This window comes from Bacillus sp. (in: firmicutes) (assembly GCA_017656295.1).
Taxonomy (GTDB): Bacteria; Bacillota; Bacilli; order Bacillales; family JACDOC01; genus JACDOC01.
Window position 1 is genome coordinate 14462 of the sequence record JACDOC010000022.1, and the last position, 16201, is coordinate 30662.

General features: G+C 34.8%; 8 protein-coding genes and 6 pseudogenes. 7 read left to right on the forward strand and 7 right to left on the reverse strand.

Annotated features, from left to right (window positions below):
• Positions 1-2 precede the first annotated feature (2 nt).
• Positions 3-2150, reverse strand: coding sequence for a hydantoinase/oxoprolinase family protein (locus H0Z31_13685; protein MBO8178488.1), 2148 nt, complete (start codon positions 2148-2150; stop codon positions 3-5).
• A gap of 273 nt (positions 2151-2423) precedes the next feature.
• Here H0Z31_13685 and H0Z31_13690 point away from each other — a divergent pair, with 273 nt between their 5' ends.
• The 4 genes and pseudogenes from H0Z31_13690 (at position 2424) to H0Z31_13705 (ending at position 7476) form a co-directional block, all read left to right on the forward strand.
• Positions 2424-4412, forward strand: coding sequence for a sigma-54-dependent Fis family transcriptional regulator (locus H0Z31_13690; protein MBO8178489.1), 1989 nt, complete (start codon positions 2424-2426; stop codon positions 4410-4412).
• Positions 4413-4542: 130 nt separating this feature from the next.
• On the forward strand, positions 4543-5490 hold the full coding sequence (locus tag H0Z31_13695; protein MBO8178490.1) for a restriction endonuclease: 948 nt from the start codon (positions 4543-4545) through the stop codon (positions 5488-5490).
• 76 nt (positions 5491-5566) lie between these two features.
• Positions 5567-6751, forward strand: a pseudogene (locus H0Z31_13700) (IS21 family transposase).
• Positions 6748-7476 (forward strand): annotated as a pseudogene (locus H0Z31_13705) (ATP-binding protein). The pseudogenes H0Z31_13700 and H0Z31_13705 overlap by 4 nt, the downstream one beginning before the upstream one ends.
• Before the next feature lie 444 nt (positions 7477-7920).
• On the opposite strand, the pseudogene H0Z31_13710 reads toward H0Z31_13705, so the two are convergent.
• Positions 7921-8896: pseudogene (locus H0Z31_13710) on the reverse strand (ISL3 family transposase).
• Positions 8897-9134: 238 nt separating this feature from the next.
• Positions 9135-10109, reverse strand: a complete 975-nt coding sequence (locus H0Z31_13715) for a DNA adenine methylase (GenBank protein ID MBO8178491.1) — start codon at positions 10107-10109, stop codon at positions 9135-9137.
• Between the two features lie 134 nt (positions 10110-10243).
• Here H0Z31_13715 and H0Z31_13720 point away from each other — a divergent pair, with 134 nt between their 5' ends.
• Positions 10244-11197, forward strand: coding sequence for a type II restriction endonuclease (locus H0Z31_13720; protein ID MBO8178492.1), 954 nt, complete (start codon positions 10244-10246; stop codon positions 11195-11197).
• Between the two features lie 97 nt (positions 11198-11294).
• Positions 11295-12086 carry a site-specific DNA-methyltransferase gene (locus H0Z31_13725; GenBank protein ID MBO8178493.1) on the forward strand — a complete coding sequence of 264 codons (792 nt, stop codon included), beginning with the start codon at positions 11295-11297 and terminating at the stop codon, positions 12084-12086.
• 50 nt (positions 12087-12136) lie between these two features.
• On the opposite strand, the gene H0Z31_13730 is transcribed toward H0Z31_13725, so the two are convergent.
• Both H0Z31_13730 and H0Z31_13735 read right to left on the reverse strand, forming a co-directional pair.
• The gene (locus tag H0Z31_13730) at positions 12137-12631 is read right to left on the reverse strand and encodes a hypothetical protein (protein ID MBO8178494.1); all 495 of its coding nucleotides are present in this window, start codon (positions 12629-12631) and stop codon (positions 12137-12139) included.
• Between the two features lie 96 nt (positions 12632-12727).
• Positions 12728-13888 (reverse strand): annotated as a pseudogene (locus H0Z31_13735) (hypothetical protein).
• Positions 13889-14427: 539 nt separating this feature from the next.
• On the opposite strand from H0Z31_13735, the gene H0Z31_13740 reads away from it, so the two are divergent.
• The gene (locus H0Z31_13740) at positions 14428-15261 is read left to right on the forward strand and encodes a hypothetical protein (GenBank protein ID MBO8178495.1); all 834 of its coding nucleotides are present in this window, start codon (positions 14428-14430) and stop codon (positions 15259-15261) included.
• A 35-nt stretch (positions 15262-15296) separates the two neighbouring features.
• Here H0Z31_13740 and H0Z31_13745 read toward each other — a convergent pair.
• A pseudogene (locus H0Z31_13745) lies at positions 15297-15658 on the reverse strand (HIT family protein).
• 52 nt (positions 15659-15710) lie between these two features.
• Positions 15711-16042: pseudogene (locus tag H0Z31_13750) on the reverse strand (nucleoside triphosphate pyrophosphohydrolase).
• Between the last annotated feature and the right edge of the window lie 159 nt (positions 16043-16201).

A 16201-nucleotide genomic window follows, 5' to 3' on the forward strand; every position in this document is an offset into this window, starting at 1 on the left:
CATTAAAGTTCTTTTAAGTGGAAAATGCGATGCTCATCAAGATACGTTTCAAAGCCAGGAGGAATCACAAAAGTAGTAGCTGGAGATTCTAGAATGGAAAAGGCACTGATTTTGTTGCCCGGCTTTAGTTTTTCCATTTCCCAAATGTTTGCTTTGATCCATTCGCCTTTCCAGTACACAAAGCGCTCACCAAGGTATGCTTCTTTCGGCGGAGTTTCTCCTGATAATGGCTCCTGAGGAATTCTCGGTTTCGCTACTTCGACAATGCCCCTTACGATCGCACCTGTAATGCTGTAACCGAGTTCAGGTGATTTCGCTGCTTTGGCATAAACTCTCGTGTAAGTGTCTTCAAAAGCTTTCACCAGTGCCTCCCAGTCACTAACACTCGTAAACTTTTTAATCGGCGCTTCAATTTCAAGGTCGTTTAACTGACCTTGGTACTGCATGCGGAAATAAAGACGGAAATCTACATCTTCTCTGCGGAAGTTATTTTTCTCAAATTCTGCCGCCACTTTTTCCATTAGTTCATCCCAGGCCTCTTGCAATTCTTTACCGGCCTTCAGTTTACTGTCGTCTTGATCACCGTCGTTGACATTGATATCGAGCGTTTTATCGTAGCGGTATTCAAAGTCTGCCGCTCCGCAGCCAAAAGCAGAAAATCCAGCGGCCCACGCAGGTACAAGAACATCTTCAAATCCAAGACCTTTCGTATAGCCAGCCGTATGAAGCGGACCACCGCCTCCATAAGAGAAGCAGACATATTGGGATGGTGAATACCCTTTTCCCAGAATCATAGATTCAAGGTAATTGCGCAGTTGAGACTCAAGCAGGTCAATCACACCGTATGCGGCGTCTTCAACGGATAATCCAAGCGGATCGGCAATCTGTTTCTTAACCGCCTCATAAGCTCTCTCCGGATCTAGCTTGATCTCACCACCGAGGAAATTATCCGGGTTGATGAGTCCGAGGACGACATGGCAGTCGGTTACCGTTACCGTTTCGATACCGCCTTCCTTATAACACACGCCTACTCTCGACCCAGCGCTGTCCGGTCCTAGTGTCAATGACTTAAAGTTCGGATCGATTCGTACAAAACTGCCAGCCCCCGCTCCAACTGTATCCATCGCAACAAGTGGTAATGACAGAACAAGTCGAGCCATATCCGGACTTGTATTAATACTTAAATCCCCTTGAGTAATAAGGGCCATATCAAAACTCGTCCCACCAATATCCGAGCATGCAATATTGCGAATACCGAGGTGTTCACCAAGATATTTCGCACCAACTACTCCCCCAATTGGACCAGAAACGAGTGTTCTCGCCAACTCATTTGCTCGTGTACTTATCGTTCCACCGTGGCTTGCCATTACCCGAAGGTCAAATTTAGCTCCATGCTCTCTAAGCATGTGATCAATTTTTGACAATGTCTCTCGAGACGGATCTGCGGCATATGCTTCAATAATGGTTGTATTTGTGCGATGAGACTCTTTTCTGACAGGATAATAATCAACCGACGCAAACACCGGGACTTCTTTTCCGACTTTCTTCATGACTTCTTTCGCCATATCCCTAACTTTTCGCTCATGTTGAGGATACTTGTAAGAATGCAGCAAGCTGATAACGATTGCTTCTACATCTTGTTCTAGAAGTTCCAATACGGCAGGTTCCACTTCATGTTCATAAAGCGGAATGACAACGTTTCCAAATAAGTCAACTCGTTCGGTGACTCCTCTTGTCAACTCTCTTGGTACAAGCGGAGGATCGTAACGATGAGTATTTAAGTGTAAACGGTCGGAATAGGAATAGCCGAGGTAAGCCTGAATCGCTCGTCCCATTCGATGGAAATCCTCCATCCCTTTATTCACGATTAAACCGACCCGGCGTCCTTTCCTTGAAACAAGACGATTGAGCATCGCCGTTCCCGAGTAGACACCTGCAAGGAGTTTTGGGAATTCTTCTTCTACTGTTGTGTTCCAGTAAGTCAGTGCATCTCTTGCAGAGTTGAGAAGACCAATCGATTCGTCTTCAGGTGTGGATTGGGCTTTCCCGACGACAAAGTCTCCATTGTCGTCAATAATGAAGGTATCGGTCATCGTCCCCCCTGCATCGATTGCAAGTATTTGTGCATTCCGAGTTGAAACTTTTACCATCCTTTTCTCTCCTTTCTTTACTCAGAAATTGATTTCGTTTACACTGTACAATTGTGCAAAATCCGTGCCAAAATTTTAAATATTCAAACAAATGGTTTTTCCAAAAATAAAAAATAGGTAACTGTAGCGAAATGCTACAACTGTCTCGCTACATTTTTTTCATGCAACAATTCAGATAATGTTCCATAAGTTGATTTCCTTTTACATCAGAAAATGTGTTAAAATATTCTTAAAATTTAGGTAAATAAAGGGAGGGGGAAAGGCATGGGGAACATGAGGAATCCTTTTATATCGATCTTCTCGACGCATAATTTACCTGATAAAACAAAGGAATTAGAAAATTTATGGGAAATGTTTGTTACAAAAACGAGGGAAGATGACATAACAGGAAAAATACGAAAAAATGTTTTAGAATCTTGGAAGCGCTGTCAAGAAATCGGCGTTGATCCGAGGCAATTGCAAACAAAGATGGCCCTAACAGAATACGATTTAAAACATTTATTAAATGAATCTGAGTTATATCAGATCGCAAAACCGGTCATCGATGATTTGTTTCATAAGATGAAAGGAACCGGTTATTTAGTCACGTTATCCGATGAAAACGGTCGTATTATTTATTTAAAAGGCGAACCACATGTGTTGCGGGAAGCAGAAAAAATGAATTTCGCAGCTGGTATGGACTGGAGCGAAAAGACCGCAGGAACCAACGCGATTGGCACGAGTATTGTCACCAACAATCCCATTCAAATTTTCTCTGCAGAACACTTTTGTCAAGGATGCCATCCATGGACATGTTCTTCAGCTCCTATTACTCATCCCTTCACCCAAGAGATTATCGGTGCCATCGATTTTACAGGATTTTGGGGAAATGCCCAGCCTCATACTCTTGGTTTAGCTGTATCCATTGCCCAAGTGATTGAAAATCAGCTTGCACACGTCTATATGAAAGTAAATAACTACTTAACCGAGTATTTTTTTCAAGTCGTCCATAAGTGGAAAAACGATCATATTCTTGTACTGAACCATGCCTTTTTTGTTGTAAAAAGCAGTGAAAAATTAATCGAATGTTTGAATCTCCAACATGTTGGAGATTTAAAAGAACATCCTGACTTTCAACCCTTAATCACCGAACTTGAAATGATGTCTAAATTCCCTAATCGAAACTATATTTCCAGCGAACTGATGATTCGAGATTTTAAAGTCCTTGCGATCGAGCGGATTCATTTTAAGGGTAATGTAGCTGGATATATGGTGGTGTTGAAAGACAACAAAAAAGTATCCCGTACCCCTTCTTCACTCATTCTCCAAGATGGACCGTGGCAGGATGTCATTGGAACGTCAGATGCATTCTTAAAAGCTTTATACAAATGTTATAAGGCGGCCCCTTCCAATGTTCCGATTCTTCTGTTGGGAGAAAGCGGTACAGGAAAGGAGAAAATAGCAAAAGCCATACATAAATCGAGTCAACGACGCGATGAACCTTTTTTGGCCATCAACTGTGGCGCCATACCAAAAGAACTGATTGGAAGCGAATTGTTCGGATACGAAGGCGGAACGTTTACCGGAGGCAGGAAAGAAGGAAAGAAAGGCAAATTTGAAGAAGGAAACGGGGGCACCTTGTTTTTAGATGAAATCGGCGAGATGCCGCTGGACCTGCAAGTTCATTTGCTCCGGGTCCTACAAGAAAAAGAGATTACAAGGTTAGGTTCATCCCGTATCATTCCCATCAATGTTAGAATCATTGCGGCAACCAATAAGAACTTATATGACTTGTGTAAACAAGGGCTTTTTCGCGAGGACTTATTTTTTAGACTGAACGTTGTTACGGTAAATCTCCCTCCTCTTCGTGAACGGAAGGAAGATATTCCGCTGATTGCTGACTACTTTTTAAAACAATTGGCTAAAAAATACGGAAGACAATCCCTTTCACTTGCGGAAGAAACTCATAATTACTTTTTAGAATATACATGGCCCGGCAACATAAGGGAATTGCAAAATGTACTCGAGCATGCCGTCATATTCAGCGATTCTCCCGTTATTAAGTTAGAAGACTTACCGGCCTACTTAATGGAAAACAGGATGAGTCACACCCTCACCCACCAACAAAAGGACCTATCTCTCATCGAAGTGGAAGAGCAAAAAGTGCTCATCCGACTTTTAGAAGAAACCGACTGGAATCTATCCGCCGTCGCCAAAAAAATGAATATCGCCAGATCCACTCTTTATCGGAAGTTAAAAAAATATGAGTTAAAGCGGAAATAAGGTGAATTTTCCTCTGATATACGATATTAATAGAACCTTTACCACGGTTACAGATGTAAAAGGGGAAGTGTCAACTTTATAGCAGTTATTATAATGTTAATGATTCCAAATATAAACTCGGGAGGAAATTATGTTTAAGTTTAAATGTAAACGGCATTCAGAAATAATGGTTGAAAAAATTGAAAATAATCAAATCAAGCCGTATTGTGTTAGCTGCTTGGTAGAAGAAATTTACCAAGAAGAAATCGAAAAATATCAGAAAAATAAAGAATATTATCAGAAAGAATACTCCAAACAAAAGAGGATGTATTTCCTTTCGAATTTTATTGGATGTACATTTAAAAGTTTATTTTTGTGTATGTTATATTTTAATTTATATACTGCGTTTGCATTTTTGAAGTTTTCGATATGGTTTTCAGTCATTGTTACAATTATTTATCTCTATTTTCAAGGAGCAAATGGTTCTTTTAGTTTAAGACAAACTTGGTGTTCTGAACCAACAATAGAAAATACTAAACAACGATTACAATATGATATCGATAGAAATAAAGAAAAAGTTGAACGGTTTAAGAAGAGATTAGAGAAAGAGTATGTTTCAAAATCGGTTGGTATGGATATCATTGATAAAATGACTGGTCACCAATTCGAGGAATATGTTGCTGAGTTATTAAAAAACTTAGGTTATCAATCCGTTAAACTTACGCCCAAAACTGGTGATGGTGGGGTAGATATAGTTGCAAAAGATCATTTTGGCAATAGCGTTGCAATTCAATGTAAAAGACTAAGTTCAAAAGTTGGAAATAAGGCTATACAAGAAGTTTATTTAGGTAAGAAACTTTTAAAATGTAAAAAAGCGATGGTGATAACAAATTCTTATTTCACAGACCCGGCTATTCAAGCTGCACAAAAAGTTGGTGTTGAACTTTGGAATAGAAAGAAGCTTATCGAAGAAATTAGAAAGGTGAAAATAGAGATCACTTGGGAAGACTTTTTGCGTCAACAATATGCTGAGCCTTTCAGAAGCTTTAACAATTGCAAGAAAAAAATACATAACCCTGTAATGCTAAATAGGGTATAAAAAAAAGACTTGCCAGCCCCCTAAAATAACCTCTACTGTATTTGGTGTGCGAATCAAGCGTAGGAGGTAGAAAGGGATGCTGACAATGTCTGAAATTAATTCTATCAAATTTTTACGAAATCATAAATCACTATCAATCAATAAAATTGCTAATACGTTTGGTATTAATTGGCGTACAGCCAAAAAATATGATGACTGTGACCAAATTCCTCAAGAGAAAATTATTAAAAAAAGGGGGATGATGTACGAGGAAAAGTTGGGAGAGATAGTATTCAGACTGGTTAATGGAGGAGCAGAAATTAAAGCCAAAACAAAGACGAACGAAAAAGAAAATATATGAAGACCTAAAAGAAATGGGATTCCCAGGGTCCTACCGGACTGTATGTTACTTTATTAAAAATTGGAAAGAAGGAAAAATAGCTGAAGATGAGATAATAAGTAAAAATTACGAACGTTTAGAACACCCTCCCGGTGAAGCACAAATTGATTTTGGAAAAACAGAAGCTTTGAAAGACGGAAAATATATTGATCCATACTGTTTAATCATGACTTTATCTTACAGTAATGCTGCTTTCTGTGTGGCTTTACCAGGTAAAAATCAAGAATGTTTCCTTTATGGACTAAAAACACTATTTCATCAATGGGGGGGAGTACCAAGGAAACTAAGAATTGATAACTTAACTGCTGCCGTTGTTCAATAAAGAAATATATATGTGGAAGCACAATTCACAACAGAATTCCTTCAATTCGCAAACTTCTATGGGTTTGGGGTACAGGCTTGTAATCCAAGAAGTGGACATGAAAAAGGAAATGTCGAGAACAATAGATATTCCGAAAGGATATAACTATGGACAGCTACATCTTGTGTTGTATTGGAATCGCTTCAAGGTTGTTTCTCCTAACGGAGAACTACTTTATGAAGATGAACGTCCATATATGCTTAAAAAACGGAATATCCCATGGAAATCCATATTATTAGATTGGGCCCGAAAGCGAAGATGTGTAACTTATTCAAGATACGCTTCTTATTTACCTGGTCGTATTTATCAATATATCAGTATAGAGAACTACCAACTTCGTAAAGAAAGAATAAAGTGGCTAAAGCCTGTTAGCGACCCATGAAATGGAGGAAATTAATGAGAAGTTTTATGAACTTGTTCAGGAACAGGAATTAATTAGCTCAGAGGATCATCCCTATGATGTAAATTGGGACATGTATGATCAACTACACAATCATTTAAATCGAGGTGATTCTCTTTGAGTAGCACGAATTTAAAAAAATTGTGTAAATCGTTACGTCTTGCCTACGTAGCTGAAATCTATGAATCTATTCCATTTGACAATGCAGCTCAATATCTTGAGGATCTTTTCAAAAAAGAAATGGAACTTCGTGAGAAAGCGAAAGCAGAACGTTTAATCAAAAAGGCTCGTTTTCTTACAAAAAAAGACTTGGATTCTTATCAATGGGGAGAACATATTCATTTCCCTCCCCATACAGATCGAAATGACTTGTGTGAACTGAACTTTATTTCACGTAGAGAAAATGTTATATAAACCGGTTCTCCCGAAACCGGTAAAACTCATCTCGCTACCGGATTAGAGAAAGAAGCCTGCCGTAAAGGATATGAAGTACGATTTTATCGAGTATCAGATCTGGTAGATCAGTTAGAGAAAGTCTGGAGAGAAGGAAAGCTCCAAGCATTTAGAAGCCGTTTTAAGAAGGTAGATCTGATTATATTAGATGAGATTGGATACATTCCTTTTAGCAAAGAAGGTTCTGAACTGTTGTTTCAGCTTATTTCGGATTGGTATGAGCAAAAGAGCTTAATTATCACATCAAATCTGGAATTCAGTCAATGGAATCGAATCTTTGTTGATCCGAGATTGACTGCAGCATTAGTAGATCGTGTAATTCATCACGCTCATATTTTAAGTTTTATAGGTAACAGCTATCGAGTTACACATGCATTATCTAGAGCAAATTAAATACATTTTATAGGGCTGGTAAAGTTGTGTATTTTTCTTTGCAATTTTATGTATTTTTCTATTGCAAAATACATTAATAGGATTTATTAATGTACAATGAATTCATTTGTATAAAAAAATTTTTTTATGAACTTAAACAAACCTATTTTTATTACGTAATTTTTATTAGTTCCTAAACATGCATAGTGATATATTGTATTAATAAAATCTACAGCTACAAAATCTTCATCCAAAAAATTTAAACCACAAATTGGACATTTTATCATAGTAGACCTCCATTATTTGTAGAATTTTGGAAATCAATATATATCTATATATTAATACATTTTATGTTTTAATTGTTATTAATTACAAAAATCAGTCTACATTTAGTACATTTATGGCTCTCTGTCAATTGTGGTGGTGTAAATATTTCCAATACTCTCTCTTTGGAAGGAATGCAGGTTAACCTGCATTCCTTCTGACAAGTTGACGCCACAATATCTTTTTTCGTAATCGCTGAAAGCTTTTAATTCCATAAGAGATTCGTTTGATTACCTTGGTTGTATTATTTACACCTTCAATATAACCATTGTTAAATGGATACATGAAGGATTGTAAAATCTCTTGTTTCCATCTCTTAAATGTTTGAACGACTTTTCTAAATGCGAATACGTTGTTCTTTATATAATTTATGTTGCACTTCTCGTCTTACTTGATCAAACGCCCAATAAGCTTGTCTCATAAAATGAAACCGATCCGCAATAATAAGAGGATTCCCTAATTGTCTTTAAACTACTTTCTTAAATGACTTGGATAAATCCATTTCTACGATCTGTACATTTCCTGTGTCACATTGTTTTAAATAGGTTTCAATCGTTTTTACACATCGGTCTGGCAGCCATCCAATATTTCACGATTTTCTACATCGACAATAATCGTTTGATATTTTTAATCCTCCTGCATCACCCTTAAATTCATCAATGGTAATCGCACGTGGAAGTACCTTTTTGACAGGGATGGATCGTGTATCGAACATTCTTAATATTCGGTTTGTACTCACCCCCGCTAGCATTCCAGCATGTTTAAAGGACATTTCTGCACATAAACATAATGCCTCCTGAGCCAGCATGAGCGTGTGACGTTGATATCGATCCACAAACGAAAGCTTTTCATAAAAAATATGACCACATGTTGTACAACGATATCTTCGCTTCTTCACATGTAAGTACACTCTTTTTCCCGCCACTAATGAACTCTGTACTTTTTGCATTCGATAGCTATGGATGCGTTTTGTACGGCTTTTACACTTCGGACATTTCTGCATTTTCACACGTGTATGTAATTCAAACCAAAATACGCCTTGTTCTTCCCCTGAATCAAAAATCTCTACATGCTTATCTTTAATTCCTAATAAGTTTATGATAGAATGAGTAAGCACCTATCTTCTCTCCCTCTTTGATGTCTTTTGTGTCGTAACTTTAGATTATCAAAGAGAGAGAAGAAGGTGTTATTTTTTTATCATTTTTTGCGGATTATCTGAACCCTTGAGATGATAAGCATGACCACCACATTTAGTGTAGAGCCTTTTTTATTTGTATTTAAAAGATAATAAAATTGGGATGAAAAAGGCACCCTTTTTTTATAAAGGATGCCATGTTTAAATGAGATTTCTATTCTTAATAATTTGTAATTAGCAGCTCTGTTATTTCTCCTCTTTTATCTCCTTTAGAATTAATATTTCTTCGAGCATAAACTCTATTGAGATTGTAAAGATTATTATTATTTTCATCAGGTTTAAAGTAAAGTTCATCAAAAAATTTATCATCTGGTTTTACATTTTTGGGATCAGAGTTACTTAGCATCACATATGCTCCAAGTTTATCAAGTTGTTTAAAGTAATCAGCAAGTTCTCTTTGATTATCATCGTTGAAATCATATTTACTATAAGAAGTGAAACTCGAGCTCTCAGTTATTGGCCGATAAGGTGGGTCAAAATACACAAATACCTGTTCTTCAGATGAAATTATATACTCAATTGTGGCATAACTTTGCTTATAATCACCTGGCTCCGCTATTTCTACTTTTTCCAACAAGTGATGAACAGCTTGGAGATTTTCTTCATCACATATTTTTGGATTTTTATATCTTCCCATTGGAACATTAAATTGTCCTTTTTTATTTACACGAAATAGTCCATTAAAACATGTACGATTTAGAAAAATAAACTCACTTGCTCTTTTTACTAAAAATTCCTCAGTTGGATTTGCTTCAAATTCTTCTAACTCCTCATTGAACTTACTTCTAACACTCATATATATTTCTTTTCTTAAAGGTTCATCAGCTAGAAGATATTCTTCTTCTTTTCTTTTAAGCTCTTCAATTAAAAACTTTACATTTTCACTTTTGATAACCTTATAAACATTTATTAGCTCAGGATTAATATCCCAAATAAATGCTTTTTGAATTCCATATTCATCATTTTGCAGTAAATCAAACAATACAGCTCCGCTACCAACAAAAGGCTCTACATAATACTTAACTCTTCCCAATTTTAATTCATTGGGCAAATGTTCCCGTATTTCAGGAAGTAATTGGGTTTTGCCACCAGCCCATTTTAAAAACGGTTTAGCCTTAACTATAGAATTTATCATCTTCTCACCCCGAACATATGTTCTTATTCCTAGTATAACACATCTTACTCTAGTTTTCTATAAATTCATAATTGAAATTCATTGGAAGATCATCTATTATTTTATTAGTAAAATAATAATTCAGGAGTGTCAACATGATACAATTACCTTATCATTTAAATCGAAATTTGTCGAATCCTGAAGAAGCATTTAATTATTTCATAGAAACCCTCAAAGACAGTATCTTTACATGGGATTATTTTGTTGACTTTGAAAAGGTAATAAAGAATGTATCAGAAATTGAAGCCGAATTAAAAACTTTAAATCGTCTTATTGGACTTACTAACGAAGAGTTTGATGCAATCTTTATTAATATTGTTTCTGATTACCCAAGTATAAGAAAAGCTCTTCCGATATTAATAGCTTCTCGAATTTCTAAGATTGCTGAGACACCGATTGTAGATGATATTAAAACAATTGAAGCAGTAAATAAAAAATATCTTTTTGATCCTAAAATTCCTTTAACTGAAAATATAAAAAAAGATTTATTAACATTTATGGAACAAACGGGATTAAAAACCTTCTTTGTTAATCGTGAAGTCAATAATCTAATTGATTTTTGTAAAGGGATAGAAGTTGGAATGGACACCAATGCTAGAAAGAACCGAACTGGTACTAGTATGGAGAATATTGTAGAAGAATATATTAAAGTATTTTGTAATAAATATAATTTTAAATACATAGTTCAAGCTACAAAGAATAAAATTTGGGCCAACTGGCAAATTAACATTGAAGTTGATAAAATTGATAGACGGTTTGACTTTGCAATATTAGATAACCAAAAACAATTATATCTAATAGAAGTAAATTATTATGGCAGTGGAGGTTCAAAATTAAAGGCTACTGCTGGGGAATATAAGGAAGTCCAAAAATTCCTTTCAGATCAGGCGGTTAAATTTATTTGGATTACAGATGGAAAAGGGTGGCTAACTGCAAAAACCGCACTTAATGAAACATTTGTAATGAATGACTACACATTTAATTTACAAATGTTATCAGATGGTATTTTAGATGAAGTTGTACAATCTAAAAGATCGATAAAAATCTAATATAAAAGAGAAACCACTTTTTGGTTTCTCTTTTCTTTTGGAATAAAACAATATTGTTTGTTAAAATGAGATAAAATCTTACCAGAGGTGTAAGTAAATGAATTTCCAAAACAAAATTTCTTACTATTATGAGTATGCCGATTTTAAACTAATACTAGGTGATAGCCTAGAAATGATGAAAAAATTTCCTAGCGAAACATTTGATATGATATTTGCCGATCCTCCCTATTTCCTTTCTAGTGGAGGTATCACATGTAATTCAGGAAGAATGGTTAAAGTGGATAAAGGTGAATGGGATAAGTCGTTATCAATAAATGAAAAACAAGATTTTAACAAAAGATGGTTATCAGAGTGTAAACGTCTTTTAAAAAAAGGTGGTACAATTTGGATTTCTGGAACATATCATAATATATATTCTATAGGAATGGCTCTAGAAGAGCTTGAATTTAAAATTTTAAATAACATCATATGGGAAAAATCAAATCCTTCTCCAAATCTGAGTTGTAGGTACTTCACACATTCGACTGAAACAATTTTATGGGCAAAAAGAAATAAAAATGAAAAACATAAATTTAATTATAAATTAATGAAAAGCCTTAATAACGGAAAACAAATGAAAGATGTGTGGACCTTTTCAACAGCGAGTAAATCAGAAAAGAAATATGGCCATCATCCAACACAAAAACCATTGAAATTACTAGAAAGAATAATAATGGCAGCAACTGATGAAGGAGATCTGATTTTAGATCCATTTAATGGTAGCGGTACAACAGGAATAGCTGCATCTAGACTCAAGAGAAAATATCTTGGGATTGATATTGAGCAAAGCTATTTAGATATTACAGTTAATCGACTAAAAGATTCATTTCAAATGAAATTTGAGATTTAAAAAAAAAGCGCATGAAGAAGAAACTTCATGCGTTTAAATTTTTTTGTTGGTTATTTTAATGAAATTACTCGAACCCACTTAACATTTTCCTGCAGTAAATCACGGTTAACAAGTCTACCTACAGTAATATAAACTGTATTACCAACAGGGGTAGATGTTTCTCTTTCTACAAACTTATCCATATTTTCTATAAACCAATCTCTTGTTTCAGGCATAGGTAGTATATGTAATTCTTTTTCGTCAACAAAATAATAGAATACAAAATTTGCTTCAGTATACATAAAACAACCAGGAGTTCCTTTACTTTTATTGCTAACAGTTTCAAAGAAATAATTCCCAGTCCTATAATATCTATCTCCTTTTACTTCAATTTTAGTAGTTACTTTTTTACCATTATTATACCAGTTCCAAAGTAAATCAATATCTTTTTCTCTATATATAGGATCATCTTCAACATTAATCACATTTATAGTATATGGAAATGATTTTAAATACTCTTCAATATCTCTTGAAGCTCTTTTAGCAACACTATTAGCTTCATTCATAGTGTATCTTTTTCTCAATACAAAGCACTCCTTAAATTTCACTTAATTAGTAATAAAATTATTACGCTTTATTATTTTTATAAAAACTTATGTTGATTATTCTATTAAATCAAAATCTATCTTATTAGTTTCCGTATTATATGTGTATTTTATTAAAGAAAGGGAATTCCATTGTGTCGATTCGACTGGACGAAATCCTTTGGTATATTTTCTTACTCCTACCATCTTTGCATAATTTCTTACTTCTTCATTAAATTCATTTGCTACTGAAAAAGCTCGAATCATTGAATAGTCTCCATATGAGTACTCTTGATTAATCTATTCCACATATTTCAATGTTTGGTCAACATCATTTTTAGTAGCTGAATCTTTCTTTAATTCAACTACTAAATATCTAGAAATTGTTGGTTGAAACCCAGGAATAAATCTATACCCGAATATGTCCATTTTATCCATATAATCAATTTTAAATGGAGCCGCAATTACTTGGTGTGAAAGGTAATCCCAATCCCCAAAAACTTTTAATGTTTCTTCTTCTTTATTAGCAATTTGAAAGAGTAATCCCGCTTCAAGCGCCATTTCGTGTTTCAAATTATTTCCATTAGCTCCAAATTGTAAAATGTCCATGGCATTAAAACGATGTTCATCTTTCAAATTAGAACTAATTTCATGATGTTTATTTTCAAATTCAGCAGAAAATATATGTTTTTCATCATTAGAGTATATGTATTCTTGATTTGCTTTTAATATAGCATCTTTTAAAGCTTGATTTTTCTTCATTATCAATTTTAATAAAAGATAATTCCCAAAATGCTCTTAACACTTTAAATTTTGATGGATTTGAAGATAATGCTGCATCTATATCAATTCCCTTTTTAAAAAAATGAGGTGAAGGCTTAAATATACAAATCACCGTTGTTCAATACCGTTATTTTGACTAAATAGGTTTTCATCCCATAACACATCATTTTTTAATTTTTCATAATTGTATCTTTTTGGAATATTAGCCTCTGGAAAATTTAAAAATTTGCAATCGCTATTAAACTCAACTAACTTACCTATTCCATATATCTTCCTTTGAATAAAAAAGTATATATTATCTCCTGGTTTCATAGTAGTATAATCTGCAAATGTTCCCTCGTGATGAACTCCTCAAATGCTTTTATTTGGTATTTTAATTTTCGTTGAGTAAACACCGTTTTTAACATAGAGTGAAAGTGATTCAAGATTATCTAGTCTCATTATATATCCTGCCAAAAAAACCTCCTATTATTATACATTTTATCATAAAATTGGTTCTGTTTAATAAAACGTGCTTGGTTCTCCCTCTCGTTCTTTTTCAGAGATTCTAATCTTATTGGTAGTGCAAATTTTTCGTTGTTCAATCCCCTAAGCTCCGTCAAATTATTGATTTGAATAAGTTCATCTTACCATTTCTTAAATATTCAAGGAATTAAGTATGTGGAACCCTTTGGAAGAACAAACTGTGTAAAAGCCTTTAAGGATAAGAATGAATGAGGATTTTTGATTTTGTTATCTTTTACTTATAAAAAGTACATTAAATAAAATGTATAAACTGTAAGGATGAATTAACATCTATGAATAGTAATTTATTAATGTATCTTCCTGATTCCATTCTCTCTATATATTACCATTATTTAGATTATTTTCTCTTTGCGAATTCTCCCCTAAACCATAAAAAAGTATTGGGGTTGTGATATATTTAATAAAATTATAACTAGGAAGTCCCCAATTCCCCTTCTACCTCCTATATAGCAAGTGGGGAGGTAGAAAGTATGATTCAACAAAAACCGATTGAGAATTTTAATGAGTATAGTCAGTTTGAGTCGTTGAAGGATTTTAACAATAATATCGAAGCGTTTTTGTTTGAGCACAAAAAAGATTTTACGCGTTCGGAGTTAATGGCGTTTAAAGGACTTGTCCGCTTTTGTGCGAAAGTGTATGGCGTGTCGAATGCGTCCATAAGTACGATTTTACGTGCTATTTCCGATCGGTATAACGGGCATGGGGTGTCTGAAAGTACGTTTCATCGGATGAAACGGAAATGCGTGAAGCTAGGGATTTTAACGGTGAAAGAAACGGTTAGAAAAGATGGTTCACAATCTAGTAACCTGTGGATATTTAATCGTTTTTTAAAGAAAAATGATTCTCGTTCAAACGGAAATGACACCCCTTGCAACCAACGAAAACAGGAAGAAACCGCGAAAAATCAACAAACAAATGATGAACAAATGACACCCCAAAAAACTAGTCATCATTCTTTTAAAACTAGCAATCTAAATAATAAACGTAAGGACGTTCCACTAGACTACACATATACAAGCAATCGAGTGCCGAAGGAATTTCGTAATCTCGTGAACTGTTTTTTTGACAATTACAAAATGATCGAAGAATTGTGGAAAATTATTACCATCCAAACACGGTGCTTAACGTATTACACACTTCAAGACAAAGTGGATCTTGCTGTGGACACATTTAAGCAATTAATCCGTAACTTAAAAATCGGCAGGAAAATCAAAAATATATTTGGCTATTATTGGGGAATTGTGAATAATTTCTTAGATGCGGAAATGTATGAACTTATGGCGACGTTAGGTGAAACGGACTAATTTACATTTGTTAATAAACGATTTCACCAGATAAACTAATATTTCTGCTTATCTGGTATTACCCCACGTACCCCGCCTCTTGGGTCGTTCATGTCTCCTTTATATCTTGGGATGAGGTGGACATGGACATGGAAAATCGTTTGGCCGGCGGTTTGGCCGCAGTTAATGCCGATGTTGTAGCCATCGGGTTGGTATGTTTCATCAAGGAACTGTTTGCTTTGAAATAAAAGGTCATCGATGGCTAGCCGTTCTTCTTCGGTTAAGTCAAAGTAATTGGCGGTGTGCCGTTTTGGGATGATGAGCAGGTTACCTTGGTTACTGGGTATTTGTCGAATATGGCATAGGCAAGGTCGTATTCGAGTACAAATTTTTCCATTGTACAAAAGATGCAGTACATTTGGTTCCTTTTCGTTCAAAGTGGTAATGGAATGAGTCGTTCGGTTACTAACTCAACGTCCCTCATTTTCCACCTCAATGAGGAAGATTTTTTCTTCGAATCCTCCCCGTTCAGCAGCTTTCTTTTTTCGGACTGCTTCGACTTCTTCGATGGTGGAGCCGTGACACTTCGCTAAGGCATGAATAAGTTCTAATAGATCTGCTAATTCTTCGATGGCTTGTTCAGAACTTTCGGCTTGTACGTATTCATTTAGTTCTTCCGTCATTTTTTTCTGAAGTTCTTTTCTATATTCTTCGTCAGTTAATATTTTTGTTGTGCATTTTTTCCTGATTGTTGAATGATTTCAGGAATGCGGTCACGTACAAGTTTATGGTAAACTGGCATGTGAATTTTCTCTCCCTTAATTCAAGTATTCTACCACTAGTTTAATTGGATTTTTTATACATGACTAGTAACCAACCATGATATACTTAAATCATTTCCATATATTTTCATCATTTAATATGATACATGTAATAAATGAGTCTCAGACTATGTTAACAA

Excerpts from the sequence above, each read along its gene's own strand:
- H0Z31_13690 (MBO8178489.1), top strand. The coding sequence starts at position 2,424 with ATGAGGAATCCTTTTATATCGATCTTCTCGACGCATAATTTACCTGAT.
- H0Z31_13725 (MBO8178493.1), top strand. The coding sequence starts at position 11,295 with ATGAATTTCCAAAACAAAATTTCTTACTATTATGAGTATGCCGATTTT.
- H0Z31_13685 (MBO8178488.1), bottom strand. The coding sequence starts at position 2,150 with ATGGTAAAAGTTTCAACTCGGAATGCACAAATACTTGCAATCGATGCA.
- H0Z31_13695 (MBO8178490.1), top strand. The coding sequence starts at position 4,543 with ATGTTTAAGTTTAAATGTAAACGGCATTCAGAAATAATGGTTGAAAAA.
- H0Z31_13715 (MBO8178491.1), bottom strand. The coding sequence starts at position 10,109 with ATGATAAATTCTATAGTTAAGGCTAAACCGTTTTTAAAATGGGCTGGT.
- H0Z31_13720 (MBO8178492.1), top strand. The coding sequence starts at position 10,244 with ATGATACAATTACCTTATCATTTAAATCGAAATTTGTCGAATCCTGAA.
- H0Z31_13730 (MBO8178494.1), bottom strand. The coding sequence starts at position 12,631 with ATGAATGAAGCTAATAGTGTTGCTAAAAGAGCTTCAAGAGATATTGAA.
- H0Z31_13740 (MBO8178495.1), top strand. The coding sequence starts at position 14,428 with ATGATTCAACAAAAACCGATTGAGAATTTTAATGAGTATAGTCAGTTT.